Annotated in this window: 16 protein-coding genes; 1 reads left to right on the forward strand and 15 read right to left on the reverse strand. The window is 74.6% G+C overall.

All coding sequences use genetic code 11. The annotated features are described in order from the left end of the window. Nucleotides 1–21: 21 nt before the first annotated feature. From ACFV6D_RS27195 to ACFV6D_RS27265, 15 genes are all read right to left on the reverse strand, one after another. Nucleotides 22–1,014 (reverse strand): TauD/TfdA family dioxygenase, encoded by a 993-nt coding sequence (locus ACFV6D_RS27195; RefSeq protein ID WP_380561392.1) that lies wholly within the window; start codon nucleotides 1,012–1,014, stop codon nucleotides 22–24. A gap of 8 nt (nucleotides 1,015–1,022) precedes the next feature. Further along, a complete protein-coding gene (locus ACFV6D_RS27200) occupies nucleotides 1,023–1,235 on the reverse strand; it encodes an MbtH family protein (RefSeq protein WP_063350320.1) in 213 nt (70 codons plus the stop codon). 143 nt (nucleotides 1,236–1,378) lie between these two features. Next, the gene (locus ACFV6D_RS27205; protein ID WP_380561394.1) at nucleotides 1,379–2,563 is read right to left on the reverse strand and encodes a cytochrome P450; all 1,185 of its coding nucleotides are present in this window, start codon (nucleotides 2,561–2,563) and stop codon (nucleotides 1,379–1,381) included. Between the two features lie 2 nt (nucleotides 2,564–2,565). Next, on the reverse strand, nucleotides 2,566–3,363 hold the full coding sequence (locus tag ACFV6D_RS27210; protein WP_380561396.1) for a thioesterase II family protein: 798 nt from the start codon (nucleotides 3,361–3,363) through the stop codon (nucleotides 2,566–2,568). Next, complete coding sequence (locus tag ACFV6D_RS27215) at nucleotides 3,360–5,114, reverse strand: non-ribosomal peptide synthetase (protein WP_380561398.1); 1,755 nt, start codon at nucleotides 5,112–5,114, stop codon at nucleotides 3,360–3,362. Before ACFV6D_RS27215 ends, ACFV6D_RS27210 begins: the two co-directional genes overlap by 4 nt. Before the next feature lie 10 nt (nucleotides 5,115–5,124). Beyond that, a complete protein-coding gene (locus ACFV6D_RS27220; RefSeq protein ID WP_380561400.1) occupies nucleotides 5,125–9,615 on the reverse strand; it encodes an amino acid adenylation domain-containing protein in 4,491 nt (1,496 codons plus the stop codon). Nucleotides 9,616–9,647: 32 nt separating this feature from the next. Beyond that, the gene (locus tag ACFV6D_RS27225; RefSeq protein WP_380561402.1) at nucleotides 9,648–14,345 is read right to left on the reverse strand and encodes an amino acid adenylation domain-containing protein; all 4,698 of its coding nucleotides are present in this window, start codon (nucleotides 14,343–14,345) and stop codon (nucleotides 9,648–9,650) included. A gap of 214 nt (nucleotides 14,346–14,559) precedes the next feature. After that, entirely contained in the window at nucleotides 14,560–15,831 is a 1,272-nt protein-coding gene (locus tag ACFV6D_RS27230) for a glutamate synthase-related protein (RefSeq protein WP_380561404.1), read from the reverse strand. Next, nucleotides 15,828–16,820: an asparagine synthetase A gene (locus ACFV6D_RS27235; RefSeq protein WP_380376833.1), complete on the reverse strand. Its 993-nt coding sequence runs from the start codon at nucleotides 16,818–16,820 to the stop codon at nucleotides 15,828–15,830. The genes ACFV6D_RS27230 and ACFV6D_RS27235 overlap by 4 nt, the downstream gene beginning before the upstream one ends. A 122-nt stretch (nucleotides 16,821–16,942) precedes the next feature. Then, complete coding sequence (locus ACFV6D_RS27240; protein WP_380561406.1) at nucleotides 16,943–18,232, reverse strand: methylaspartate mutase; 1,290 nt, start codon at nucleotides 18,230–18,232, stop codon at nucleotides 16,943–16,945. Beyond that, complete coding sequence (locus ACFV6D_RS27245; protein WP_380343369.1) at nucleotides 18,229–18,630, reverse strand: cobalamin B12-binding domain-containing protein; 402 nt, start codon at nucleotides 18,628–18,630, stop codon at nucleotides 18,229–18,231. Before ACFV6D_RS27245 ends, ACFV6D_RS27240 begins: the two co-directional genes overlap by 4 nt. A 242-nt stretch (nucleotides 18,631–18,872) precedes the next feature. Further along, complete coding sequence (locus ACFV6D_RS27250) at nucleotides 18,873–20,150, reverse strand: helix-turn-helix domain-containing protein (protein ID WP_363370854.1); 1,278 nt, start codon at nucleotides 20,148–20,150, stop codon at nucleotides 18,873–18,875. A gap of 281 nt (nucleotides 20,151–20,431) precedes the next feature. After that, nucleotides 20,432–20,884 carry a MarR family winged helix-turn-helix transcriptional regulator gene (locus ACFV6D_RS27255; RefSeq protein WP_380376841.1) on the reverse strand — a complete coding sequence of 151 codons (453 nt, stop codon included), beginning with the start codon at nucleotides 20,882–20,884 and terminating at the stop codon, nucleotides 20,432–20,434. Then, nucleotides 20,884–22,362, reverse strand: coding sequence for an MFS transporter (locus tag ACFV6D_RS27260; RefSeq protein WP_380561408.1), 1,479 nt, complete (start codon nucleotides 22,360–22,362; stop codon nucleotides 20,884–20,886). Before ACFV6D_RS27260 ends, ACFV6D_RS27255 begins: the two co-directional genes overlap by 1 nt. A 131-nt stretch (nucleotides 22,363–22,493) precedes the next feature. Next, nucleotides 22,494–23,159 (reverse strand): LuxR C-terminal-related transcriptional regulator, encoded by a 666-nt coding sequence (locus tag ACFV6D_RS27265; RefSeq protein WP_380561410.1) that lies wholly within the window; start codon nucleotides 23,157–23,159, stop codon nucleotides 22,494–22,496. 174 nt (nucleotides 23,160–23,333) lie between these two features. On the opposite strand from ACFV6D_RS27265, the gene ACFV6D_RS27270 reads away from it, so the two are divergent. Beyond that, complete coding sequence (locus tag ACFV6D_RS27270) at nucleotides 23,334–26,663, forward strand: cytochrome P450 (protein WP_380561412.1); 3,330 nt, start codon at nucleotides 23,334–23,336, stop codon at nucleotides 26,661–26,663. Nucleotides 26,664–26,786: the final 123 nt, after the last annotated feature.

Here is a 26,786-nt window from a genome sequence, read left to right on the forward strand (position 1 = left end):
CACGGGGTGGTCTGGGGACGGTCAGGCGACGGCCAGGGTGGGCCCGCTGGGCCGGCAGTCCAGGACGTCCAGGGGCTGCCCCATCGCGACGGCGATCCTGCGGTCGCCGCGGTACGGGTCCCGGCCGTGCGCGCACAGCACGTTGTCGACCAGCATCACGTCGCCGACCTGCCAGCGCTCGCGCACGGTCGCGGCGTGGTACGCCTCGTTGAGGGCGTCGACGTCGGCGCGCTCCAGCGGTTCGCCGTCCCCGAAGCCGGTGTTGAACGGGAAGCCGTCCGGGCCGAACTCGTCGGTCATCGCCTCGCGGATGTCCGGGTCGAGCGACCACTCGCTCCAGAAGGCGAGGTGGTTGAACCAGACCTCCTCGCCGGTCGCCGGGTGGTGGATGGTGCCGGGGCGCAGCTGGCCGGTGCGCAGGTTGCCGTCCGGCAGCCACTCCCAGGTGATGCCGTTCTCCCGGCAGTAGGCCTCGACCGCGGCCCGGTCCTCGGTGGCGAAGGCGGTGCGCCAGCCGAGGGAGACGTAGTCCGAGTAGTTGCGGGTGAGTGTCCAGCCGGACGTCCGCATCCGCTCGACCAGGTGGGCGGGCAGGTGGTCGAGCACCTGGCGGCAGTCGGCGGTCGGGGTGGCGCCGCCCTCCTCGGGGGCGGTCAGGCAGGCGAAGAGCAGCCGGCCCGGGAAGGTGAGGGTGTAGCTGTTCTCGTTGTGCATCCGGATCGGCTGGGGCGACGGCAGGTCGGTGGAGGAGAAGACGCCGTTGCCGTAGTCGCTGCGCGGGGTGGCCTTCTCCCGGTAGGGGGTGCGCTCGGGGATGAGGACGTCGCGCACGGCGGCGACGTCCTCGGTGCTCGCGACCGGCAGGCCGCGCAGGAAGATCGTGCCGTGCCGGTGGAGGGCTTCGGTGAGCTCGGTCTCGTTCTCGCGCAGCCACGCGCCGGCCTCGCCGATGTCGGCGGTGCGCGGGGCGTGGGCGAGGGCCGGGCGGCCGGGGTTCAGTTCCCAGTTCAGCATGGTCGCGCTCACTGCCGGGCGAGGGAGGCGGTCAGGCTGGCGGGCCGGATGTCGGTCCAGTTGGCCTCGATGTGGTCGAGGCAGCCCTGGCGGGTGTCCTCGCCGTGGACGGTGGTCCAGCCGGCCGGCACGTCGATCCAGACCGGCCACAGCGAGTGCTGGTTCTCGTCGTTGACCAGCACCAGGTAGCCGGCGTTGTCGTCCTCGAACGGGTTGCTCATGGTGTCCTCCTTGGGTTGCTTCGAAGGTAGGGGCGGGCCGGGGGGCGCAACGGCAGGAGTCGCGGCAGGAACGCGGCAGTTCGACTCGGCCCCCGTCGGCGGTCCGCGGCGGGCAGGTTCAGCGCGGGGTGAGGCGGGCCGGTTCAGCGCGGGGTGAGGCGCACCGGGAAGTGGTCCAGGCCGAAGTTGATGATCGAGCGGTTGTGGATGACCGGCCCGGTCGGTTCGATCTCGGCGACGCGCTCCAGCATCGCCGTGAACAGGGCGCCGAGTTCGGCCTTGGCCAGCGGCGCGCCGATGCAGTAGTGGGCGCCGAGGCCGAGGGCGAGGTGCTTGTTGGGGGCGCGGTCGAGCAGGATCTCCTCGGGCCGGTCGAAGGCCTCCGGGTCGCGGTTGGCGGACCACACCCAGACCGCGACCCGGTCGCCGCGCCGGATGGTGCGGCCGTCGAGCTCGGTGTCGCGGCTCGCGGTGCGCAGGGTGTGCAGCCCGACGGACGTCCAGCGCAGGAGTTCGTCCAGCGCCGAGTCCATGCCGACCTCGCCCCGCTGCAACTGCCGCCACAGTTCCGGGTGTTGGACGAGGGTGTGGAGGCCCATGGCCGCGGTGTGGCGGACGGTCTGGACGCCGCCGACCACGATGTTGTCCAGGTTGAGGACGACGTCCTCGATCGGCAGCAGCTTGCCGCCGACCCGGTAGGTGGCCATCATGCTGATCAGGTCGTCGCGCGGGTCGGTGCGGCGCAGCATCACCTGGTGCAGCAGGTAGGGGATGAGCTGCTGGTGGCCGGCCCGGCGCTCCTCGGGGGTGCGGCCGAGGAAGGCGACGTCGCAGACCCGCTCGACCATCTCGCGGTCCTTCTCGGGGACGTCCAGGAGGTCGCACATGACGGACAGCGGCAGGGCGGAGACGGCGTCGACGAGGTCGACCTCGCCCAGCTCGACGGCCCGGTCGACGATCGAGGCGGCGAGTTCGGTGATGCCGCGGGATGCTCCGCGCACCGGGCCGGGGGCGAAGAACGGGTTGGCGGGCGCGCGGAGTTCGCGGTGCCGGGGCGGGTCGGTGAGGGCCATCATCCGGCCGGATCCGACCGGGACGTTGCCTTCGCCGGCGCCGAGCAGCGAGCCCTGCTCGGAGCTGTAGAGCGTGGCGTTGCGCAGCACCTCCGCGGAGTGCCGGTAGGAGAGCACCGACCAGATCGGCCCGTCGTCGACGGTGTCGGTGCGGTGGACGGAGGCCTCCCGGCGCAGCTCCGCGACCAGGGCGGGGGTGTCGGGGCGGGCCCACAGGTCCGGGTCGGTGAGGTCGACCGGGGTGGTGGTCAGCATGGCTACTCCGTCGTGGACTGGTCGGCGGCGGCGCCGGCCCGGTGGCCCGGGCCCGGTCGCTCGATGAGGGAGGTCAGCAGGTCGACCGGGCCGGGCCCGTCGACGGTGGCGAGCAGGTGGCCGCCGGGGACGATGTGGTGGCCGCTGGCGCCGCGGGTGTGGACGGCCCAGCCCTGGAGTCCGGCGGAGGCGAGCATCGGGTCGTCGGCGCCGGCGACGGTGTGCAGGTCGGAGCCGATCGGCGGGTGCGGGCGGGGGCGGTAGGTGGCGACCACGGCCAGGTCGGTACGGATGCCCTGGAGCGCGTGCTCCTTCAACTCCTGGTCGCCCTGGATGAGTTCACCCATGCCGGCGAGGCGCAGCAGGTCGTCGGCGGTGTGCTGCGGGCGGTCCCGGCCGGCCCAGGTGGCGGGCGGCGAGGCGGAGGCGGCGACCACCAGTTCGGGCCGCCGCTCGGCGGGCAGCGCCCGGGCGACCTCGTAGCCGAGCAGGGCGCCGAAGCTCTGCCCGTAGAAGCCGAACCGGCCCGTCAGGTGCGGGGTGAGGGCGTCCACGACGGCGTCGACGAGCAGGTCGAAGCTCGCGGGCATCGGGTGGCCGAGGCGGCCGCCGCGGGCGGGCGGACGCACGGCCCAGACCTCGGCGGTCGGGGCGAGGGCGCGGGCGAGCGGGGTGTAGGCGGTGGCGTCGCCCCCTGCGTGCGGGAAGCAGAACAGCCGGAACGGGCGATGTGGTTGGGGCGCGGGGACGAGCAGCCAGTCCCCCTCGACGCGGGGGCGCACCCGCGTGGCGGTGGTCATGCGCCGCTGACCCGGGCGCGGGCGGTCAGGGCGGGCCGGGGGGCGGCGGTGCCGGCCTCGACGGCCTTCCCGACGGTGGCGGTGAAGGCGGCCAGGTCGGCCGAGTCCAGCAGGTGGCGCAGCTGGAGCTCGATGCCGAGCCGGCGGCGCAGGAGGTGGACGACGCGCAGCGCGGCGAGCGAGTGGCCGCCGAGCGAGAAGAAGTCGTCGGTGGGCGTGACGCCGGTCAGGCCGAGCACGGTGCGCCAGACCTCGGCGACCTGCTCCGCCAGCCCGTCGGCGCCCTCGGCGGGCGTCTCCTCGGCCGCGGGGGCGGGCAGGGCCGCGTGGTCGACCTTGCCGTTCGGGGTGAGCGGCATGGCGTCCAGCACGGTGATCGCCGAGGGCACCAGGTGTGCGGGCAGGGTGGCCCGCAGGCGCTCGGTCAGTTCGGCGGCGGTGGCGGTGCCGGTGACGTAGCCGATGAGCCGGCGGTCGCCGGGGGCGGGCTCGTGGACGGTGACGGCGGCGGCCTGGACGCCGTCCAGCCGGGCCAGCGCGTGCTCGACCTCGCCGAGCTCGATCCGGTAGCCGCGCAGCTTGACCTGGCGGTCGACCCGGCCGACGTACTCCAGTCGGCCGCCTTCGCCGCGCCGGGCCTGGTCGCCGGTGCGGTACATCCTCTCGCCGGGGGCGGTCGGGTCGGCGACGAAGCGTCCGGCGGTCAGCCCGGGGCGGCCCGGGTAGCCGTGGGCGAGCCCGGGCCCGGCGAGGTACAGCTCGCCGACGAGGCCGTCGGCGACCGGGGCGAGCTTCTCGTCCAGCAGGTGGAGGCGCACGCCGGGCAGCGGCTCGCCCAGGTGCGGCCCGGGGCCGCTGATCGGCGCGGTGACGGCGTCGACGGTGCATTCGGTGGGCCCGTACAGGTTGAGCGCGTCGATGCCGCCGTCGGCGAGCTCCCGCCAGGTGTGCTCGGGGACGGGCTCGCCGCCCATGAACAGCCGCGGCACCTGGGCGCCGGTGAGCGGCTCGCGCAGCAGCTCCCAGTGCGAGGGGGTCAGGTCGAGGTCGGTGACGGCGTGCTCGGCCAGCAGGGCGGCCACCCGGGCCGGGTCGGCGCGGTCTTCGTCGCCGATGACCAGGACGGTGTCGCCGCGGCAGATCCGGGCCCACTGCTGGACGGAGGCGTCGAAGGAGACGCTGGCGTTCCAGCCGACCACCCCGGGCTCGGCGCGGTAGGCGCCGGTGGCCTCCAGTGCCTCCACCAGGGCGGCGACGGCGCCGCGTGGCACCTCGACGCCCTTGGGGAGCCCGGTGGAGCCGGAGGTGTAGATGACGTAGGCGGGGTCGAGCGGGTCGGCCGCCTCCGGCAGGTCCGAGCCGTCGGCGACAGCGTCCGGCCCGGCGGCGTCCGGGCGCAGGACCGGCACGCCCTGGGCCGCCGGGAGGCCGTCCGCACTGATCAGGGCCGCGAGCCGCGCGTCGGCGGCCATGAAGGCCAGCCGCTCGGCGGGGTAGGCCGGGTCGAGCGGGACGTAGGCGGCGCCGGCCCGCCAGACGGCGAGCAGGGCGACCGGCAGGTCGGCGGTGCGGGCGAGGTGGACGCCGACCCGGTCGCCGCGGCCGACGCCGTGGGCGCGCAGGGCGCGGGCCAGCGCGGCGGTGCGCAGGTCGAGTTCGGCGAAGTCCAGGCGGGCCGTTCCGGCGAGGACGGCGGTGCGCTCGGGGTGGGCGGCGACGGCATCGCGCAGGCGGTGCAGGAGGTCGGTCATGACGGTTCCCTCAGGACTCTCGGACGGAGGCGGCCATGGCGTGCAGGGCTGCCGTGTAGGTGTCGATGAACTGCTCGGCGGTGGTGTCGGTGACCAGGGAGCGCTGGTGGTCCACGGCGAGCAGCACGCGCTGCGAGACCGGGTCCTGGATCAGCGAGGCGCCGAACGCGAAGCTGTTGGGTTCGTGGCGCAGGGTCGGCTCGCAGCCGATCCGGCCGTCCACGATGCGGGCGGAGCTGAGCTGGCCCAGGGCGTGGAAGCGCAGGTAGCCGAACTGGCTGTCCAGCGCGGTGTCGGTCATCAGCCGGGCGAGCCGGGCGAAGGGCACCCGGCGGTGCGGCATCATGTCCAGTTCCTCCCGGTGCACCTCGCGCACCAGGGCGAGCAGGTCACCGGTGGGCTCGCAGCTCAGCGGGACGGTGTTGAGGAACAGCCCGTACACCTCGGTGCCGCCGAGCCGCTCCAGCCGGCCGTTCACGGCGAGGCCGGTGGTGACGCGCCGTCGCCCGGTGATGGCGGCGAGGGCGTGCAGGTGGGCCGCGAGCGCGACCGACTTGAGGGGCACCGCGAGTGCGTCGGCGACCTGCCGCAGCTGCTCGGGCGCCTCGGGCAGCACCCGCTCGACGGTGCGCGGCGCCTCGTGCACGTCCTCGCTGCCGGGGAACAGCTGGCCGCTGACGCCGGACAGCCGGTCGCGCCAGTACGCGAGCGAGCGCTCGTCCCCGGCGGCCTGCCGTTCGACGGCCACGAAGTCGCGGAAGGCGGTGCGCGGCGGTGGGGTGGGGGCGCCGAGCGGGTCGGCGGCCAGGGCGGTGTGGCGTTCCAGGATCTCGGTGAACAGCGAGGTGAAGCTCCAGCCGTCGAGGATGGCGTGGTGCTCGGAGATGGTGAGCTGGAAGGCGTCCTCGGCGAGGCGCTGCACGGTGATCCGGAACAGCGGCGGGGTGGCGAGGTCGAAGGGCGTCCACCGGTGGGTGTCGAACACCTCGCGGACCGCCGTGTCCTGGTCGGGCTCGCCGCGCAGGTCGGTGAACTCGACGGGCGCGGGCAGCCGCCCGTACACGAGCTGGAGCGGTTCGCCGTAGCCGGACAGGTCGAGGCCGGTGCGCAGCACCGCGTGGCGTTCCATGGCCTCGGCGACCGAGCGGCGGAAGGCCTGTTCGTCGAGGTCGCCCGAGATCCGGTAGGAGTTGACGTTGTGGTAGCTGTCGGTGCCGCCGGCGATCTCCATGTGGAAGACCATGGAGAGCTGCATGGAGACCATCGGGTAGGCGTCGGCGAGGCCGGGCGGCAGGTCCTCGCGGTCCTCCGGGGTGATCAGGGCGAAGGACTCGTGGTCGGCCGGGCCTTCGGCGACGGGCTCGGCCAGCGGCAGCAGGGCGGCGACCGTGGGCGCGTTGAAGACGTCCCGCAGGCTCACCCCCCAGCCGCGCTCGTGCAGCGCGCCGGCGAGCTGGACGGCCCGGATGGAGTCGCCGCCGAGGTGGAAGAAGTCGTCGTGGACGCCGATGCCGTCCACCCCGAGGACCTCCGTCCAGACGGCGGCGAAGGCCTCCTCCTCCGGGGTGCGCGGCTCGACGTGGCGGCCTCCGGTGGCCGTGCTGCGCTGGCCGGGGGCGGGCAGCGCGGCGCGGTCCACCTTGCCGTTGACGGTGAGCGGCAGCGACTCCAGGACGGTGAAGCTGGCCGGGACCATGTACGGGGGCAGCGAGCGGCCGAGGAAGGCGCGGACGTCGGCGGGCTCGCGCCCGGTGACGTACGCGGCGAGCCGGTCGTCGTGCACGGTGACGACGCAGGCGTCGACGTCCGGGTGGGCGGCGAGCGCGTTCTCGATCTCGCCGAGCTCGATCCGGAAGCCGCGCAGCTTGACCTGGAAGTCGGCGCGTCCGATGTACTCCAGGCCGCCGCCGGGCAGGCGGCGGGCGACGTCGCCGGTGCGGTAGAGCCGCGCGCCGGGCGGGCCGTAGGGGTCGGCGACGAAGCGGCCCGCGGTGAGGCCGGGGCGGCCCCAGTAGCCGTGGGCGAGGCTGCCGCCGCCGATGTACAGCTCGCCGGCCGCGCCGGGCGGCACCGGGCGCAGCCAGTCGTCCAGGACCTGGGCGGTGAGGTGCGGCATGGGCGCGCCGATCAGGCTGCGCTCGAAGCCGGCGCTGCCGGCCAGGTCGTGGGTGGTGACGTGGACGGTGGTCTCGGTGATGCCGTACAGGTTGCAGAGCCGGGCCGGGGGCGGCGGGTCGAGTTCGAACCAGCGCTGGACGACGCCCGGGTCCAGCGCCTCCCCGCCGAGCATGATCCACTTCAGCGCGGACAGGTCGCGCGGGCCGCGCCGCAGCACGGGCTCCAGCTGGCGCAGCGCCGAGGGGGTGAGGCAGAGGAAGGAGACCCGCTCCTGCTCCAGCAGTTCGGCGAACTCCTCCGGCGAGCGGCTGGTGACGTAGGGGACGACGACCAGGCGGGCGCCGTGCAGCAGGGCGCCCCACATCTCCCAGACCGTCCAGTCGAAGGCGTAGCTGTGGAAGAGCGTCCAGGTCTCCTCCGGGCCGAAGCCGAAGTGCTCCGCGCCGTCCGCCATGAGCCGGCTGACGTGCTCGTGGGCGACGGCGACGCCCTTGGGGCGGCCGGTGGAGCCGGAGGTGAAGATGATGTAGGCGACGTCGCCGGGGCGCCCGGCGGCCGGCGGGCGGTGGTCCGGCCGGGCGGCCAGGTCGGCGGCCTCGGCGGTCAGGTCGTAGGCCTGCCAGGGGCCTTCGGGGGCCCGGTCCGGGCGGTCGGTGACGACGAGGGTGACGTCGGCGTCGGCGAAGACGAGCGCGGCGCGGTCGGCGGGGGCGGCGAGGTCGACGGGCACGTACGCGGCACCGGTCTTGAGCACGCCGAGGACGGTGACCAGGACGTCGGCCGTGCGGTCCAGCAGCATGCCGACGCGGTCGCCGGGGCCGGCCCCGCGGGCGCGCAGGGCGTGGGCCAGGCGGTTGGCCCGGCGGTCGAGTTCGGCGTAGCTCAGGGTGTGGCCGGAGTCGCTGACGGCGGGCCGGTCGGGGTGGGCGTCGACGGCCTGCTCGAACAGCCGGTGCAGGCAGTGGCCGGGGGTGTCGGTGGCCCGGACGGCCTCGGCCGCGGCGGTGCGGCCGGTCAGCCGCAGCACGGTGGCGTCGGGGTCGTCCAGGGCCGCGGTGAGCAGGGCGCCGTAGTCGGCGGCCAGCCGGCGCACCGTCCCGGCGTCGAACAGCTCGCTGCGGTACTCGGCCTCGCCGCGCAGTTCGCCGCCGGAGCCGCCGGGGCCGCCCGTCCCGCCGCCGGCCCCGCTGCCCGTCCCGCTGCTGTCGAAGACGGACCAGGTGAGGTCGAACTTGCTGGTGCCGTTGGAGCGCACCCGGCTCTCGGCGGTGGCCGCGCCGAGCACCAGCGGGGTGCGGTCCTCGCCGTGGGCGCCGAACACCACCTGGACCAGCGGCGGGTGCTGCGCGGTGCGGGCGGTGCCGAGCTGGTCGACCAGCTGGTCGAAGGGCACGTCGAGATAGCCGTAGGCCTCGAAGGCGACGTCCTGGACGTGCTCCAGCAGGGCGCGGAAGCTCAGCCCGGGCGCGAGCCGCAGGCGCAGCGGCAGCAGGTTGACGAAGTAGCCGAGCAGGTGCTCCAGTTCGGGCCGGTTGCGGGTGGTGACCGGGGTGCCGATCACCAGGTCGTCGGCGCCGGTCCAGCGGTTCAGCAGCAGGGCGAAGGCGGCCAGTTGGACGGTGAAGGGGGTGACGCCCTCCGCCTCGGCGAGGGCGCGCACCTTCGCCGCCGTGCCGGGGGCGAGCCCGAACTCCTCGGTCCGTCCCGCCGCGCCGCGCTCGGCGGGCCGGGGCCGGTCGGTGGGCAGCTCCAGCAGGGCGGGTGCGCCGTGCAGCTGCTCCTTCCAGTAGGTCAGGTGCTCCTCGAAGGAGGTGTCGAGCTCCTCCACCGCGTAGTCGGCGTACTGCACGGTCAGTTCCGGCAGTTCGGCGGGCCGGCCCTGCACCGCGGCGCCGTACAGGTCGGCGAGTTCACGCTCGAAGACCTCGGCGGACCAGCCGTCCCAGATGATGTGGTGGACGGTGAACAGCAGCGTGGTGCGCTCGTCCGCCAGTTGGAAGGCCTCGGCCCGCAGCAGCGGGCCGGCCGCCAGGTCGAAGGGTTCGGCGCAGCGGGCGGTGAGCAGTTCCTCCAGGCGTCCGGCCTGCTCGGGGCCGCCCTGCGGGCGCAGGTCGGTCACCGCGAGCGGCAGGGCGAGGGTGTGGTGGACCTGCTGGCGCGGGCCGTCGGGGTGCAGCGCGAAGGTGGTGCGCAGCACCTCGTGCCGGGCCACCAGGGCGTCCAGCGCGCGCTGGAGCAGCGGGAGGTCGAGCGGGCCGGTGACGTCGACCGTCCAGGGCGTGCAGTAGGTGACCTGCCGCGGATCGAGGCGGTCGAGGAACCAGAGGCCGCGTTGCAGCCCCGAGGCGGGCGCGGTGCGCGCCGGGTGGTCGGACGGGCTCACGGCCTCGTTCCCTTCGTGTGCGGTGCGGCCCGTCATCGGGCGGCCAGCCGTTCGGCGATGGCGCTCACGGTCCTGGCCCGGAACACCAGTTGCGGGGGGACGCGGGTGCCGGTCTCCCGGGACAGCCGCATCGCGACCCGGACGGCGGCCAGCGAGTTGCCGCCGATCCGGAAGAAGTTGTCCTCCCGGCCGACCTCGGTGAGGTCGAGGACCTCGCACATGGCCTCGGCGACCAGCCGTTCGGCTTCGGTCAGCGGGTCGCGGGCGGCGGCCCGGCGCCCGGCGGGGGCGGGCAGCGCCTTCCGGTCGACCTTGCCGTTGTGGTTGAGCGGCAGGGCGTCCAGGACGTCCAGGGTGGCGGGCACCATGTGCTCGGGCAGCAGGCCGGCCAGGTGGTCGAGGAGCACCTCCGGGTCCGGCGCGTCGGCCCCGACGGTGACGTAGGCGGCCAGGCGGTGGTCGCCCGGGGCGGGTTCGTGGACGGTGACGGCGGCCTCCTGGACGGCGGGGTGCCGGGTGAGCGCGTCCTCGATCTCGCCGGGCTCGACCCGGAAGCCGCGGATCTTGACCTGGTCGTCGATCCGGCCGGTGACCTCCAGCAGGCCCCCGGCGCTGACGTAGCCGAGGTCCCCGGTGCGGTAGATGCGCTCGCCGGGGGCGCCGAACGGGGAGGCGACGAAGCGCTCGGCGGTGAGGCCGGGCCGGCCGAGGTAGCCGTAGGCGAGACCGCCGCCGGAGGCGTACAGCTCGCCGGTCACGCCGGGCTCGACGGGGCGCAGCAGCTCGTCCAGGACGAGGATGCCCTTGCCGTTCAGCGCGACGCCGATCGGGACGGAGCTGCCGGTGACGTCCTCCGGGCCGACCTGGTGGCAGGTGGTCAGGCCGAGGCTCTCGACCGGGCCGTAGCCGTTGGCGACCACCAGGCCGGGGTAGGCCTCCAGGGCCTTGGCCACATGGGTGACGGAGGCCCGCTCGCCGGCGGTGATGGCCAGCTTGAGGCCGTCGTAGGTCTCCGGGAGCTCCTCCAGCAGGAAGTTGAACAGGCTGGCGGAGAGCTGGAGTTCGGTGACGCCGTGGCGGCGGGTCAGCTCGGCGATGGCCTGCGGGTCGGGGCGCTGGCCGGGCTGCAGGACGCACGCTCCGCCGAAGCAGAGCGCGCCGTAGAGCTCCAGCGCGAAGGCGTCCCAGGAGACCGGCGAGCACTGCAGCCAGACCTCGTCCGGGCCGAAGCGGGCGTAGTCCTGGCCGAGGTAGGTGGTGGTGAGCGCGCGGTGCGGGACGGCCGCGCCCTTGGGGCGGCCGGTGGAGCCGGAGGTGAACATCACGCAGGCGAGGTCGCCGCCGTCGACCGGCAGGCCGAGGTCGTGCGCCGCGCACCGGGCCAGTTCGGCGGCCGCGGCGTCCAGGTCCACCTGGCGCCGGACGGCGAACGGTACGGTGGCGTGGCCGTGGGTGATCACCGTGGCGGCGCCGGTGTCGGCGACCGCGCCGGCCAGCCGCTCGGCCGGGAAGTCCGGGTCGAGCAGGGTGTAGGCGGCGCCGGTCTTGAGGGCGGCCAGCAGCGCGGTGACCATCTCCGGCCCGCGCTCGGCGAGTACGGCGACGGTGTCGCCGCGGCCGATGCCGAGGCCCACCAGGTGGCGGGCCAGCCGGTTCGCGGCGGCGTTCAACTCACCGTACGGGACGGTCCGTTCACCGGAGATCAGGGCGGTGGCCTGCGGGGCCCGGGCGGCCTGCGCCTCGAACAGGGCGTGCCCCGGCACCTCCAGGGCGGCGGCCAGGGTGCCCAGCCACTGCTCGCACAGGCCGGCCATGGTGGAGGCCTCGAAGAGGTCGCTGTCGTACTCGAAGCGGCCGGTGAAGCCGGTGCCGCGGTCGTCCACCGAGACGGACAGGTCGAAGCGGGAGACGGGGTTGGAGTGCAGTTCGCGGGTGACCTCGCAGCCGCCGACGGTCAGCGGGCGGGTGTCCAGCGGGTGCAGTTCCAGCAGCACCTGGCACAGCGGGTTGCGGTCCTCGGGGCGCTCCTCCACCACCGCGTTCGCGATGTCGTCGAAGGGCACCTCCTGGTGCCGGTAGCCGGCGATCGACACCTCGCGCACGTGCCGGACCAGCTCGCGGAAGGAGACGCCCTCCTCGACCTTCAGGCGCAGCGGCAGCAGGTTGACGAAGTAGCCGATCAGGCCGTCGAGTTCGGCCCGGCCACGGACGTTCACCGGCGAGCCGAGCACCAGGTCGCGCTGCCCGGAGCGGCGGTGCAGGGTGAGCGCCAGCCCGGCGAGCAGCACCATGAACGGGGTGGCGTCCTCGCTGCGGGCGAGCGCCCGGACGGCCCCGGCCACCGGATCCGCCATCGCGAAGCGGTGGAACGCGCCACGGAAGGCCTGCTCCTCGGGGCGGGGGTGGTCCGGCGCCAGCGCGTCGGCATCCGGCGCGTCGGCCAACTGCTTGCGCCAGTAGTCGAGTTGCCGCTCGGCGGCGTCGTCCTGGTACTGCCAGGCCGCGTAGTCGCCGTACTGGACGGCGAGTTCCGGCAGCTCGGCCGGGCGCCCCTCGGCCGCCGCCGCGTACAGCTCCTGGAGTTCGGCCTCCAGCACCGGCAGCGAGCCCTCGTCCCAGACGATGTGGTGGAAGAGCAGCAGCAGCGTGGTCGCCCCGGCGGCCCGGAAGACCCGCGCCCGCACCAGCGGCCCGGCCTCCAGGTCGAAGGGCTCCAGCGCGGCCTCGGCCACCAGGTCGTCCACCTGGCCGGCGGTGGTCTCGGTGAGCGTGAACGGCAGCTCCACGGCCGGGTGGACGACCTGGCGCGGGCCGTCCTCGGCGAGCTCGAAGGTCGTCCGCAGGCTCTCGTGCCGCGCCACCACCCCGGCCAGCGCCTGGCGCAGCAGCTCGGGGTCGACCGGCCCGGCGAACCGGAACACCCAGGGCACCACGTAGGTCGGCGCGTCCGGGTTCCACTGGTCGAGGAACCAGAGGCCGCGCTGGAACTTGGACAGCGGGGCCTCGGTGGCGCCCGAGCGGACCAGCGCCGGGCGCTCACCGCCGGAGGCGGCGGTCACCGCGGCGGCGAACTCCGCCAGCGTCGGCGCGTCGAAGATGGTGTACGGGGACACCATGCCGAAGACGTCGAAGACCCGGCCCACCACGCGCACGGCCGTCAGCGAATCGCCGCCCAGGTGGAAGAAGTTGTCGTCCGCCCCGACCTCGGGCACCCCGAGCACGTCCGCCCAGACCGCCGCGATCAGCTGCTCGGCGGGCGTGCGCGGCGGGCGGCCGGTCGGCTGGCCCTCGGGGGCTGCCTGCGGCTCGGGCAGGGCCTGGCGGTCCACCTTGCCGCCGCCGGTCAGCGGGAAGGCGTCCAGCGCGGTGAGCGTCGCCGGGATCATGTGCTCGGGCAGCCGCTCGGCCAGCCAGGCCCGCGCCTCCGCGTACTGCGGCGCGGCGCCGGTCAGGTACCCGGCCAGCCGGCCCTCGCGCGCCACCACCACGCAGCCGGTGACGCCCGGGTACCCGGCCAGCACCTGCTCGATCTCGCCCGGCTCGACCCGGAAGCCGCGGACCTTCACCTGGTGGTCGCTGCGGCCGACGAACTCCAGCGGGCCGTCCTCGGTCGTGCGGCGCACCACGTCGCCGGTGCGGTACATCCGCGCGCCGGGAGCGCCGCTCGGCGCTGCGGGCGCCGCCCCGCCCGGGTCCGCGAGCGGGGCCACGAACGGGTCCGCGACGAAGCGGTCGGCGGTCAGGCCCGGGCGGCCGAGGTAGCCGGAGGCCAGCAGCGGCCCGCCGACGTACAGTTCGCCGGCCGTGCCGGGCGGCACCGGACGCAGCCGCTCGTCGAGCACGTAGAGCCGCCGCCCGCCGAGCGCGGTCCCGATCGGCACACCCGCCTCGGGCTGCTCGCCCGCGAGCCGGTGGGTGGTGGCGGTGACCACGGTCTCGGTCGGTCCGTACGCGTTCAGCAGCGGCACCCCGGTCGCGGCCCACCAGGCGGCGGCGGTGGCGGGCTCCAGCTTGTCGCTGCCCGAGATCATCAGCCGCAGGGTGCGCGGCACCCGGCCGCCCAGGGCCGCCACCACGTCCTGGAAGTAGCCGGCGGCCAGGTTGGCGACGGTGACGCCCTCGGCGTCCAGCAGGTCCAGCAGTTCGGCCGGGGAGAGGAGTTGGTGCTCCGGGAGGACCAGGCAGGCCCCGGCGGACAGCGCGCCGAGCACCTGCTCCACGGCCACGTCCACCGTCGGACGGGCGAACTGCAGCACCACGTCCTGCTCGGTCAGGCCGAAGGTCCGGACGGCGGCGGCCAGGTGGCCGGTGAGCGCGGCGAGCGGGACGTGCACGCCCTTCGGGCGGCCGGTGGTGCCGGAGGTGTAGATGACGTAGCCGGCAGCGGCACCGGCTGCGGCACTGCGCCCGGTGAGCTCGGTGAGCTCCTCGCCGCCGAGGGCGAGGGAGGCCCCGGCGTCCTCGGTGATCCAGCGGTTGCGCTCCTCCGGGGCCTCCCGGTCCAGCGGCAGGTAGGTGGCGCCGGCCCGCAGGACCGCCAGCAGCGCGACCACGTGGTCCAGCCGGTCGCGGCCGGTGACGGCGACCGTCCCCCCGGGGGCGAGCCGGGCGGCGAGCGCGGCGGTCAGGCCGTCCAGCTCCCGGTAGCTGACGGTCCGGCCGCCGGTGCGGACGGCCGGCCGCTCCGGAAAGCGGCGGACGACGGAGGCGAACGGCTCGAAAGCGGACACCGTTATTTCAGGCGCCGCGCTTTCGGGCGCAGCATTCTCAGTAGGGAAACCGCGAGAGGACATCATCCAGCCCCAGAAGTGAGATGAATCGGCGACGAGTTCGACGATAGGGGGAATTCGACGGCCCTATCGGCAGGAAAGGAGGAAGGAAATCGGCAGTTTTCCGCTGCCACTTTCCGGACATGCCGCAGGAATCGACCCGGGCAGGCCGGGACTACCGGCCGGCGGTGATTCCGCATTCCTCGGGGGACCAGACGTCCTCCCGGTCCAGGGCCTGCGGAGCGTACTTTCCGAGCGCGCTGATCAGCAGTCGGAGTTCCAGCGCCAGACAGTCCACGAAACGGCGGAGCCCGGATTCCCGGTCCTCCGCCACGGCGATCAGCGCCGCCCGCCCGAGGCCCACCGCACGGGCCCCCGAGGCCAGGCTCTTGACTGCCCTGGCGCCTTCCCAGATCCGCCCGGAGACCAGCAGCGAGGGCGGCGGCGCGACCGCCAGCCGGCGCAGGCACTCCGCGAGCGGCAGTCCGACGTGCGGCAGGAACACCCCGGGCGCCCAGCCGGTTCCGCCTTCGGCGCCGTCCACCACGACGGCGTCCGCCCCGGCCTCGTGCGCCACCCGGGCGGCCTCGGCCACGTCCCGGCCGGGGTAGAGCTTCACCCAGATCCGCACCCGCGGGTAGTTGTTGCGCATCAGCCGGATCTGCTGGCGCAGGATCTCCGCGGTGAAGGTGCCCGGGGTGGCGGCGCGCAGCACCCGCCCGTCGCCGAACAACGGGTCCAGCCCGAAGCGGTCGCCCAGCGCGGCGGCGGCCTCGGCCTCCAGCACCGTCATGCCGCCCAGGCCCGGTTTGGCGCCCTGGCCGACCTTCAACTCGAAGGCCAGCCGCCCGGATTCCAGCAGCGGCAGGGCGGCCGGGTCGCTGTGGACGAGGTTCCACACCTCGGCGTCGGCGTCCTCGGTGCTCTGCTGGACGGCCACGCCGCCGAGGCCGTCCGGAAGTTCTTCGGTGTAGGCGCGCAGCCGGCCGAGCAGCGTGCGGTCGGCCGCCTCGCCGAGCCGGCCGTAGCCGTTGACCGGCACCACGTTCTCGCCGATCACCATCGGGATGCCGAGTGCCCCGGCCTGCCGGCTCAGCGCCAGCCCGAGGTCACCGCCGGCGGCCCGGGTGGAGCCGGTCGCGGAGACGTACACCGGCAGCGCGGAGGCGAACCCGCCGATGGCGGTGGCGAGTTCGACGTCCCGGTAGTCGGGCTCGCGGCCGAGGTCGATCAGCTTGGCCAGCCGCTGCGGCAGGAACAGCGGCGGGACGATCCGCAGCGCGTCCAGGGCGTCCGGCGGCGCCGCCCGGTCCGCCGCGCCCGACTGGCCGGCGCCGAACAGCACGTGTCCGTACTCCTCGGCGGGCGGGAAGGCGGCGGCCGCCCCGGCGCGGGCCCGGTGCCGGACCTCCTCCTCCGGGAATCCCGGCGCGCTGAGGTCGCTCACGGGGACACCACCCCGGCGATCTTCGGGAAGGCGCTGGCCTGCCAGACGGCGTCCAGCCCGGCGACGTACCGGGTGAGCCGCTCGACCCCGATGCCGAAGCCCGCACTGGCCGGCACGCCCTCGCGCACCAGGTCCAGGTACCAGCGGTACTTCTGCGGGTTCTCGCCGGTCTCCCGCATCCGGGTGACGATCTCCGCGTAGTCGTTGGTGCGCTGACTGCCGCTGCACAGTTCGCCGTAGCCCTCGGGCGCCAGCAGGTCGAAGTTGCGCAGCAGGCCCGGGTCGTCGGGGTGCTCGCGGTCGTAGAAGCCGCGCGAGCCCTTCGGGTAGTCGGTGACGAAGAACGGCCGGTCCCGCCGGGCCGACAGCAACGCCTCGCCCTCCCAGTCGAGTTCGGCCTCGGGGCTCTGCGGGTGCCCGATGCCCTGGAGTTCGGCGACCGCCTCCGCGTGCCGGATGCGGCCGAAGGAGCCCTGCAGCAGTTCGGCGAAGGCCTGCGGGTCCCGGCCGAGTTCGGCGAACTCCTTGGGCAGCGCGCGGACGGTGCTGTCGACCATGTGCACCACCAGGTCCTCGGCCAGCTGGACGACGTCGTCCCGGCTCGCCCCGGCGACCTCCACGTCCAGCTGGTGGAACTCGGCCAGGTGCCGGTTCGTCCCGGCGGTCTCCAGCGGTTCCAGACGGACGTTCGGGGCGATGCAGAAGATCTTGTCGAAGGCGAGCAGCGAGGCCTGCTTGTACAGGATCGCGCTGGTCATCAGCTTGTAGCGGTGGCCGTAGAAGTCGATGTCCACCTGCTTGGAGCCGCGCGCACCGGGATCGGTGACCGGGCCGATGATCGGCGGCAGCAGTTCGGTGAAGCCCCGGCCGCGCAGGAACTCGCGGGCCGCGGTGAGCAGGTGCTGCTGGATCCGGAGCGCGCTGCGGGTGGCCGGCGCGGTCAGGTGCCGGCCCGGGTCGGTCGGCGGCAGGGGCGTGGTGTCGGGCATGGTCGGGGTCCTCTTCTCTCGTTCTCTCGTGGAGCGTGGAGCGTGGTTTCTCAGCGGGCGTTTCACCGGGCGTCTCACCGGACGTCTCAGCGGACGTCTCAGCGGGCGCCTCACCGGGCGTCTCACCGCGCGGCGGGCAGCCCCCGGAGTGCGGGTGCGGGCGAGCGCCCGGCCCGGTCGTCGTAGCGCTGCTGGACCTGGGAGAGCGCGGCCAGCAGCCCGGCCGAGCCGAGGATCGGCGCGCGGCCGCCCTCGGCGAGCCCGGCGATCGGCATCGAGCCGACGGCGGACCACAGCAGCCGCCCGTCCGGGCCGAGCGAGCTGCGTGTCCGCCCGGCGTTGTCGGGGTGCAGGCAGTACGGCACGTCCAGGTAGCCGGCCGCGAACGCCCGCACCAGGGCCCGCCCGATGTCGGCGTCCAGGTCGAGCACCGCGCCGATCAGCGCCCTGGCCTCGGCCTCGATCCCGGTGTCCGGCGGGGCGGCGGGCCGGGGGCGGGCGCGTTCCGCCGTGGCGGCCGCGGCGGCGGTCTCCAGCGCCCGGACGTTCTCGGCGACGGTCGGGATACGGTGCGCCTCGGCCGTGGTCTTGACGATCAGCCGGGCGGCGCCGCCGCGCACCGCGAGCCGCGCGGCGTCCTCCAGCAGCAGCCGGGCGCCGCCGGGCGAGCGCGGGTACACGCCCATGTACGCGTACACCACGAGGTGGTGGTCGACGTCCGCGAGCAGTTCGCCCGCGATCCGGCCGAGCGCGGCCAGCGCCTCCTCGTCCTGGCGGGCGTTGGCCTGCTGGGCGTAGCTGAGCGAGATGCTGCGCAGCCCGTGCTGGCGGAAGAACAGCGCCTCCAGGACGCTGATGGCGATCAGCAGCGAGGGCGGGCAGAGCTGGCCCATCATGCAGCCGCCGAAGGTCTCCAGATGCGGATCCGCACCGAACTCCCGTATGGACGAGAGCAGTTCGCAGCTGCGCTGCCAGCGGGCCACCGCCTCGTGCAGCGGGGTGCGGCCGTACGGCAGGCAGTAGGAGACCGGTCCGCCCTCGGTGGCGTCCAGGCCGGCCGCCAGCAGCGCCCCGATGATGTGCTCCGGCGCGGCTGAGCCGTGCCGGACCTGTACCGGGAAGCCCGCGTCCGCCACCCCGGCCAGGACCGCCCGGGTGACGTCGACCGGGTGGGTGGCGATCGGGTAGCCGTTGAGGCCGGCCCCGGCGGCCAGGGCCCGCCGCGCGGCGTCGAGGTCGCCGGTGCGGGTGTAGCTGTCCAGGGTGATGGTGCCGACGGTGACGGCGGCCGCCGCCCGGGTGGCGAGCAGGCCCTCCCGCATCCGGGCCGCCTGCGCCATCCCCATCCGGGGCTGGACGACCAGTGCGCCGGCCTCCGCGGCCTGCGCCACGAACGCGCCGAAGCTCGTCACAGCAGGACCCGGGAGTGCAGCCCGTCGACGAACTCGCGGAACCCGGCCACCGCGGAGTCCTCCTCGAAGACCCGGTCGAAGCCGGCCGCCAGCAGTGTCCTCTCGCGGTCGGGGTCGTCGGTTCCGGCGATGCCGAGCTTGCCGCCGATGACCGTCGGGGTGCGCCGCAGTTCCGGGCAGGCGCGCAGGGCCGGGATCACCCGCAGCCCTTCCTGGTAGCCGTGCCCGTTGACGCTGCTGACCACGATCAGGTCCGGTTCGATCCGGCGGCATTCGGAGAGCAGCAGGGCGTCGGGGACGCACGCGCCCAGGTTCGTCACCCGGTGGCCCATTTCCTCCAGCAGCAGTTGCAGGAACACCAGGTTCCAGGTGTGCGAATCCGAGGCCGTCGTCGTCACGACGACGTCCAGTCTGCTCTCTCTTGCATTTCCGTGCTCCACAATCCAGCCCTCGTCGGTAGCGATCCTCGATGGAATTCCGCCGACGCCCCAGCCGGCGGCCCGGGAATTCCGGCGCGTATTCCGCGGCGGTCCAGCCCTACGGAGAACGCTAGGAACGATCGGGCCCGGCGACCGGCAGCTCGTGCGGCAAGATGCGGGCAAGATGCGGCAGTATCGACACCCGGCCGGCCGCCGTGTGGTCAGCCCGCGACGGCGAGCAGCTGGACGTCCCCGGCCGGCGCGAACCGGTGCCCGGGCTCCTCCCGGAGGAGGCGGCGGCACACGTTGAGCACCGTGAAGCGCACCCCGTCGCGGGCGGGCACGCTGCGGATCAGTCCGCGCGACAGCAGTTCGTGCACCGTCGCCAGGCAGGTCTGCGGCGCCCAGCCGCTGCGGACCACCGCGTCCTCCCCCGACCAGTCGCCGGGCTCGTCCACGAGCACGTCCAGCAGGGCCCGCTGGCGCTCCGTCAACCGCTGGATCGCCGGCTCCACCTCGTCCCGGACGTCACCGCGCGTGCCGTACACCACCGGCGGTGCCGCCAGCGTGAACGGGCCGGCCGACAGCCGGGCCAGCAGCTGGGCGGTGGACTGCACCAGCGTCCACCCCGCCGCGCGCTCCAACGCCCCCGGCAGGCCGTCCAGGTGGCGGCAGAGCGCGGCCACGGCGGGGGCCTCGGAGCGTTCCAGGGTGTAGCCGGGGCGCAGCCGGCGCAGGTGCGAGAGCAGCAGCCGGACGGCGCCGATCTGCGCCAACGCCTCAGGTTCGGCGTCGAGTTCGGGGGCCGGTACAGGCAGCGGCGCGAGCGGGACGACCTGCCCGCCGGGCAGCGGCCAGGCCTCCCGGGCGGTGATCAGCACCCGCAGCCCGGGGCAGTGGTGGAACAGCCCGTCCAGCCGGCCGGCGTCCACCCCGCCGTCGGCGCCGTCCAGCACCAGCAGGGCGGGCCGGTCGCCGATGTCCCGGACGATGTCGTCCATCCGGCCGTGCCAGGGGGCCGGGTCGCCGGCGCAGTCCACCCAGCGCACCGACCAGCAGGCGGCCAGGTGCAGGCGGCGGGCCACCTCCAGGGCGAGCCGGGTCTTGCCGACCCCGCCGAGCCCCACCAACGAGACCAACCGGTCCCCGTGCACGGCGAAGGCGTCGGACAGCACCTCGGCCTCCATCTCCCGGCCGACGATGGCCCCGCGCGCCACCGGCGGGGCGACCGGCGCCACGGCCGCCGGCTCATCGGCGAGCGGGTGCCGACGGGCGGCCTCCTCGAAGTCCGTCCGGCTGCGGCCCTCCAGCCGCAGCGCGTCCGCCAGCAGCCGGACGGTCTCGTTCCGCGGCCTTCTGACTCGGCCGCTCTCCATGTCCCGGATCGCCCGCACGCTCAGGGTGGCGTGATCGGCCAGGCACTGTTGGGTCAGGCCGATCCGCTCGCGCCGTACCCTCAACTGCTCGCCGAAGCCCGCCGCCGGCCTCACCGCTTGCACCCACTGCCCGCCGTCCATGCCTCGTCTGCCCTTCGTGGTCCGGACTCCTGATGGGGGTCGGGACCGGTGGCGGCATCAGCGCTGGGCACCCGCGCGGTCCGTGGTCCGACCGCGTGGGTCCCGGTGGTCAGGCTGTGGCCTCCGAACCGGTCCCCTCCGGTTCCAGATGCTGCAGGCTTGCCGTCTACGCCCGATCAACGGCCGATCACCGGCCCCACCCACGACCTTCACGCTGGCCTCACAGCCCGTCGGCGGCCACGACGGCACCCGCCCCGGGGGGGTCAGTCCAGGAGCTTCGCCAGGACGCGGTCGAGCGCCTGGATGTCCTCCGGGGGCAGGGCGAGCAGGTCGTCGGGCGGGGTGGTGAGGATCCTGGCGGCGAGGGCGGCCTTCGCCTGGCCCTCCTCGGTCAGATGGACCAGCTTGGACCGGCGATCGGCGGGATTGGTGACGCGTTCGGCGAGGCCGCGCCGCACCAGGTCGTCGACGATGACGGTGGTGTAGGGCGGGTCGCTGCCCAGCCGCTCGGCCAGGTCCCGCAGGGTGATCGGGTCGGCGCCGAGGCGGCGCAGCGCCCTGACCCGGCTGAAGCTCATGCCGAGGGCTTCGGCGACGGTCTTGCGGCGGTCGTAGCGCTCCAGGACGAGCGCGTTCAGCCCCTGCCAGACCCTGGTCGCCGTGCTGGTGGCGGCCTCGTCCCCCTCGTGGTGCTCGCCGGTGTGCGGGCGGTCCATCAGGTGTTCACCGTCTCCTTCGTCTCCCTCGTCCCCGGCGCCTCCGGTGTCTCAGGCGTCTCCTCGGCGGCGAGCCGCTCCGCCGTGCGCAGGGCCGTCTCCCGGGCCCAGCGGCCGGAAGTGAGCGTACCCGTGACCAGCACGACGGCGCCGCAGCCTGCGATGATCCACCACGCCGTCCGCCCGGCGTCGGTGAAGGCCGCCGTGTGCGCGTACGCCCCGCCCGCCATCAGAGCGCCGACGACGGCCACGCCGAGGGACTGGCCGATCTGCCGGCTGGTGGAGGCCACCGCGGCCGCGACACCGGCCTGCGAACGGGGCATGCCCGAAACGGCGGTGTTGGTGATGGGCGCGTTGACCAGGCCGAAGCCGGTGCCGAAGAGCAGGTACGCGACGACCAGCACGGCCGTCGGAAGGTGCTCGGAGTAGGTGAGCGCCTGGAGCACGGCGCTCGCGCACAGGGCCGCCCCGGCGAGGAGCAGGGGGATGCGCGGCCCCCGGGAGGCGACCATGCGGCCGGACACCGGCGCGGTCAGCAGCGCCGTCACCGCCATCGGCAGCATGAACAGCCCGGCGTGCAGCGGGGTGAGCCCGCGCACGTTCTGCAGGTAGAGGGAGCTGACGAACAGGAACCCGCCCAGGGAGGCGAAGGCGGCGACCGCGATCACGGTGGCGCCCGCGAACGGCGCGGACCGGAAGAACCGCAGCTCGATCAGCGGGTCGGCGCGCCTGGGCTCGTACCACAGCAGGCCCAGCAGCGCGCCCAGCGCCGCCGCCGCGCAGCCGACGACGAGCGGCGAGGTCCAGCCGCGCTCCGGCGACTCGATGATCGCGTACGTGAGCGCGGTGAGCAGGACGATGACGAGCACCTGGCCGACCGGATCGACCCGGCGGGGCCGCGGCGCCCGTGATTCCGGCACGTACCTGCGGGTCAGGAACAGCGCGGCCAGGCCGATCGGCACGTTGATCCAGAAGACGGCCCGCCAGCCGGCCGACTCGACCAGGGCGCCACCGACGATCGGTCCGGCGGCCATGCTGATGCCCACGACGCCGCTCCACACGCCGATGGCGCGGGCACGCTGCCGGGAGTCGGTGAAGGTGTTGCTGATGATCGACATGGCGACGGGGTTCAGCATCGATCCGCCCACCGCCTGGAGCATCCGTGCGGCGACGAGCCAGCCGAGCCCGGGGGCCAGGCTGCACAGCAGCGACGCCGCGGTGAAGACCACCAGTCCGATCTGGAAGACCCGGCGGCGGCCCACCCGGTCGGCGGTGGAGCCGGAGAGCATCAACAGGCTGGCCAGCACCAGCGTGTAGGCATCGACCGTCCATTGCAGCCCGGACACCGAGGTGTGCAGGTCGCGCTGGATGGCGGGCAGGGCGACGTTCAGGATCGTGTTGTCGAGGCTGACGATCAGCAGGCTCATGCAGCAGATGGCGAGCACGAGCCAGGGCCGTCGTGGGGCGGCGTCCGGCATGGTAGGGGCTCCACAAGTATTTGTATTGTTGAAATCATTGTGAGCATATAACTAAATCACCGAACGGCCCAGCCCCGTGCAACCCAGCCCGCGCAGCCCAGCCCGCCGGCCTCCCCCGCGAGCCGCCCCCGTCATGGTCGGGGGGCCGGCTCCGGCGGCCAGGCGCCGGGGGCCAGGACGCCGGTGGCGTAGGCGCGGGCGACCAGCGCGGTGCGGTTGGGCAGCTGCCAGCGGCGGGTGAGCCGGGCGAGGTGGTAGTTGACGCCGTCCGGGGTGAGGCCGATCTCCCGGCCGATCTGGGCGGTGGTGGCGCCGCGGGCGGCGGCGGCGAGGATCCGGGCCTCGATCGGGCTCACCTCGGGGCGGGGGGCGGCCGGCGGGCCGGCGGGCCCGGTGCGGACCGGCAGCGAGAGCAGCAGGTTCGGGGCGTCCTCCGGGGTGTCGCCGACCAGGGCGACGGTCATCTCGCCGCTCCGCTCGGTGCCGTCGGCGGCCGACCAGGAGACCGGCGCCGGGTACTGCGAGCGGCGGTGCAGGCGGACGGCCTCGGCGAGCGCCGGTATGGTGGCGCTGTCCCGGAGGGTGAAGAACTCCAGGATCTTCCGGTTGCGCAACTGCCCGGGCAGCAGGCCGAATTCGGCGGCCATCGCCCGGTTGACGATCATGATCCGGCCGCTGAACTCGCACACCGCCAGCGCCACCGGCACGTGGTCGAGCAACCGCAGCGTCCGGTTGCGCCAGATGACGGCGAGGTCCTGCCAGCTCTCCGCCGTCGACTCGCAGTCGGTCAGTCTCATGCCCGGCCCCTCCCGTGTACAACTTGCGCGTGCAGCAGACCTGACGGTCCGTTGACAAGTCTTCCGCGCCCGCCGCTACTGCACAAACATGTAGTCCTCGGGCCCGGGTTCCCGCCCTGATCGGGCGAGAGTGGAGGACGACGAGGTTTCTCCTGCCACGGAAGGCGACAACCCATGACCGAGACGATGACCCCGGCGGCAGCCGAGGCTGCGAATCCGGCCGGGGCCGGGCTCCCGCCCGGGACCCTGGTGCCCCGGCAGAGCGCCGCCGGGGTGCCGCTGGTCGACATCTCGTCGGCGCCGCCGATCGCCGCCCCCTTGCTGCGCACCATGGAGCTGGCCCGGCGGCACGCCCCGGCCTTCGTCCAGCGCCTGCACGGGCGGGACACCCTGATCGTCAGCGGCCTGGACCTGGTCGAGGAGCTGGCCGACGAGGAGCGGTTCACCAAGTCGATCGGACCGGCCCTGGAGAACGTCCGCGAGTTCACCGGGGACGGCCTGTTCACGGCGTACAACGCGGAGCCGAACTGGGCCAGGGCGCACGACATCCTGATGCCCGCCTTCGCACTCGGCTCGATGCGCACCTACCACCCCGTGATGCTGCGGGTGGCCCGCCGCCTGATCGAGTCCTGGGACGGCCGGTCGGCCGCCGGGCTGGTCGTGGACGTGCCCGGCGACATGACCCGGATGACCCTGGACACCATCGGGCTGGCCGGTTTCGGCTTCGACTTCGGCTCCTTCGACCGGGAGGAGCCGCACCCCTTCGTCGAGGCGATGGTCCGCTCCCTGAACTGGGCGATGAACAAGCTCCTGCGCGACCCGGAACTCGACCACAGCGAGCCCGACCAGGCCGCCCGGGGCGACGCCCGGTACCTGGCCTCGGTGGTGGACGAGGTGATCGCCGCCCGCGCCGGCAGCCCCGAACAGGGCCCGGCCGAGGACCTGCTGGGCCTGATGCTCGACGCCGTGCACCCCGCCGACGGCAGCAGACTGGACGCCGAGAACATCCGCAACCAGGTGATCACCTTCCTGATCGCCGGCCACGAGACCACCTCGGGCGCGCTCTCCTTCGCCCTGTACTACCTCGTCAAGCACCCCGCCGTGCTCCGCGAGGTCCAGCGCGAGGTGGACGCGCTCTGGGGCGACCAGGCCGATCCGGAGCCCTCGTACGAGGACATCGGCCGGCTCCGGTACACCCGGCAGGTGCTCAACGAGGCGCTGCGGCTGTGGCCGACGGCCCCCGCGTTCAGCCGCGAGGCCCGCGCGGACACCCTGCTCGGCGGCCGGATCCCGGTCCGCGCCGGGGAGCCGGTCCTGGTGGCCACGATGATGCTGCACCGCGACCCCGTCTGGGGCGACAACCCGGAGCTGTTCGACCCCTCCCGCTTCGACCCCGAGCCGGAGGCGGCCCGCTCACCGCACGCCTTCAAGCCCTTCGGCACCGGCGAACGCGCCTGCATCGGGCGGCAGTTCGCGCTGCACGAGGCCACCATGCTGCTCGGCATGCTGGTCCACCGCTACCGGCTGATCGACCACGCCGACTACCAGCTGACCATCAAGCAGACGCTCACCATCAAGCCCGACGACTTCACCCTCGCCCTCGCCCCGCGTACGCCCACGCCCCCGGCGGTGGCGGACGCGCCCGTCCGCGCCGCCGACCTGCCCGGGCGGGTCCGCCAGGGCACCGGTCTGCTGCTCCTGCACGGCTCCAACTACGGCGCCTGCCGCGAGTTCACCCGGCAGCTGGCCGACGCGGCGGCCGCGCTCGGCTGCGACACCGCCGTCGCCCCGCTGGACGCCTACGCGGACGGGCTGCCCACCGACCGGCCGGTGGTGATCACCGCCGCCTCGTACAACGGCCAGCCGACGGACGACGCGGCGGAGTTCGTCCGCCGGCTCCGGACGGCGACCGAGCAGGCCGAACAGGCCGAGGGCGGCGAAGGCGCCGAGAGCACCGCCGGGTTCGCGAAGGACGTCCGGTACGCGGTGCTCGGCATCGGCGACCGGACGTACGCCGCCACGTACCAGCGCGTGCCGACGCTGATCGACGAGGGCCTCGCCGCCCTCGGCGGCACCCGGCTGCTCGCCCGGGGCGCGGCCGACGCCTCCGGCGATCTGGCAGGGAAGGTGGCGGAGTTCACCACGGCGCTGAGCCGGGCCCTGCTGGAGCGGTACGGCGACGCCGCTGCACCCGTCGTCGCCCCCGCCCCCGCCCCCGGCACCGCGTCCGCTCCCGCCGAGGCCGCCGCCCTGGAGACGTACACCGTGACCGAGCTGGCCGGCGGCCCGCTGGACGCCCTGGCCGCGAAGCGCCGCGTGATCGGGCTGACCGTCACGGCGGTCGGCAGCCTCACCGACCCCGCCTACCCCCGGGTCAAGCGCCTGGTCCGGCTGGCCCTACCGGAGGGCGTCGACTACCGCACCGCGGACCACGTCTCGGTGCTGCCGGCCAACGACCCGGCCCTGGTCGAGCGCGCCGCCAAGGTGTTCGGCGCCGACGCGGACACCCTGCTCGGCATCGTGGCGAACCGGCGCACCATCCTCGCCGTGGACCGGCCGCTGACGGTCCGCGAACTGCTCACCCACCACGTCGAGTTGCAGGACCGCCCGAGCGCCGCCCAGCGCGCGACGCTGGCCGACCTCAACCCCTGCCCGCCCGAGCGGGCCGCGCTGCGGGCGCTGCCCGAGGACGACCCGCGGACGCTGCTGGAGCTGGTCGAGGACCACCCGGCCCTGCGGGAGGTCCTGACCTGGCCGGTGCTGCTGGAACTGCTGCCGCCGATCCGGCCCCGGATGTACTCCATCTCCACCTCGCCGACCAGCGCCCCGCGCCACGTGGACCTGATGGTCTCCGTGCTCGACGCCCCGGCCCGCTCCGGCCGGGGCTCCTTCCGGGGCGTCGGCTCCGGCTACCTCGACCGGGTGGCCGTCGGGGACACCGTGCTGGCGCGCCTCCAGCCGTGCCGCGAGACGTTCCGGATCGGCCACCACGCCCCGGTGATCATGATCGCGGCCGGCACCGGCCTGGCGCCGTTCCGCGGCGCGGTCGCCGACCGCCGCGCCCTGCTCGCCACCGCCACCGCCGACAAGGCCGCCGCCACCGACGAGGCCAAGGACAGGGGCGCCGAACTCGCCCCGGCCCTGCTCTACTTCGGCTGCGACGCGCCCGACGCCGACTACCTGCACCGCGACGAACTGCTCGCCGCCGAGCAGGCCGGCGCCGTCTCGATGCGCCCGGTCTTCAGCGAACAGCCCGTCGACGGCCGGCGCTTCGTCCAGGACCGCATCGCCGCCGAGGGCGCGGAGGTCTGGAGCCTGCTCGCCGCCGGCGCCGAGGTCTACGTGTGCGGCGACGGCGCCCGGATGGCCCCGGGCGTCCGCGCCGCCTTCCGCGAGCTCTACCGGAGCCGGACCCCCGGCGCCGACGAAGGCCGGGCCCAGGCCTGGCTCCAGGGCCTGATCGACGAGCGCCGCTACGTCGAGGACGTCTACGCGGGCCGCTGAGCCCGCCCGACCGGGGGGCGGGCCCCCCCCCCCCGGGCGGGGGCGGCCCCCCCGCCCCCCCCCCCCCCGCCCCGCAGCGGGGCGAGTTAAAAACAGTTCCCCGGAGCCGCCCCAGCACAGGTG

It is taken from the genome of Kitasatospora sp. NPDC059812 (genome assembly GCF_042732075.1).
GTDB lineage: Bacteria > Actinomycetota > Actinomycetes > Streptomycetales > Streptomycetaceae > Kitasatospora.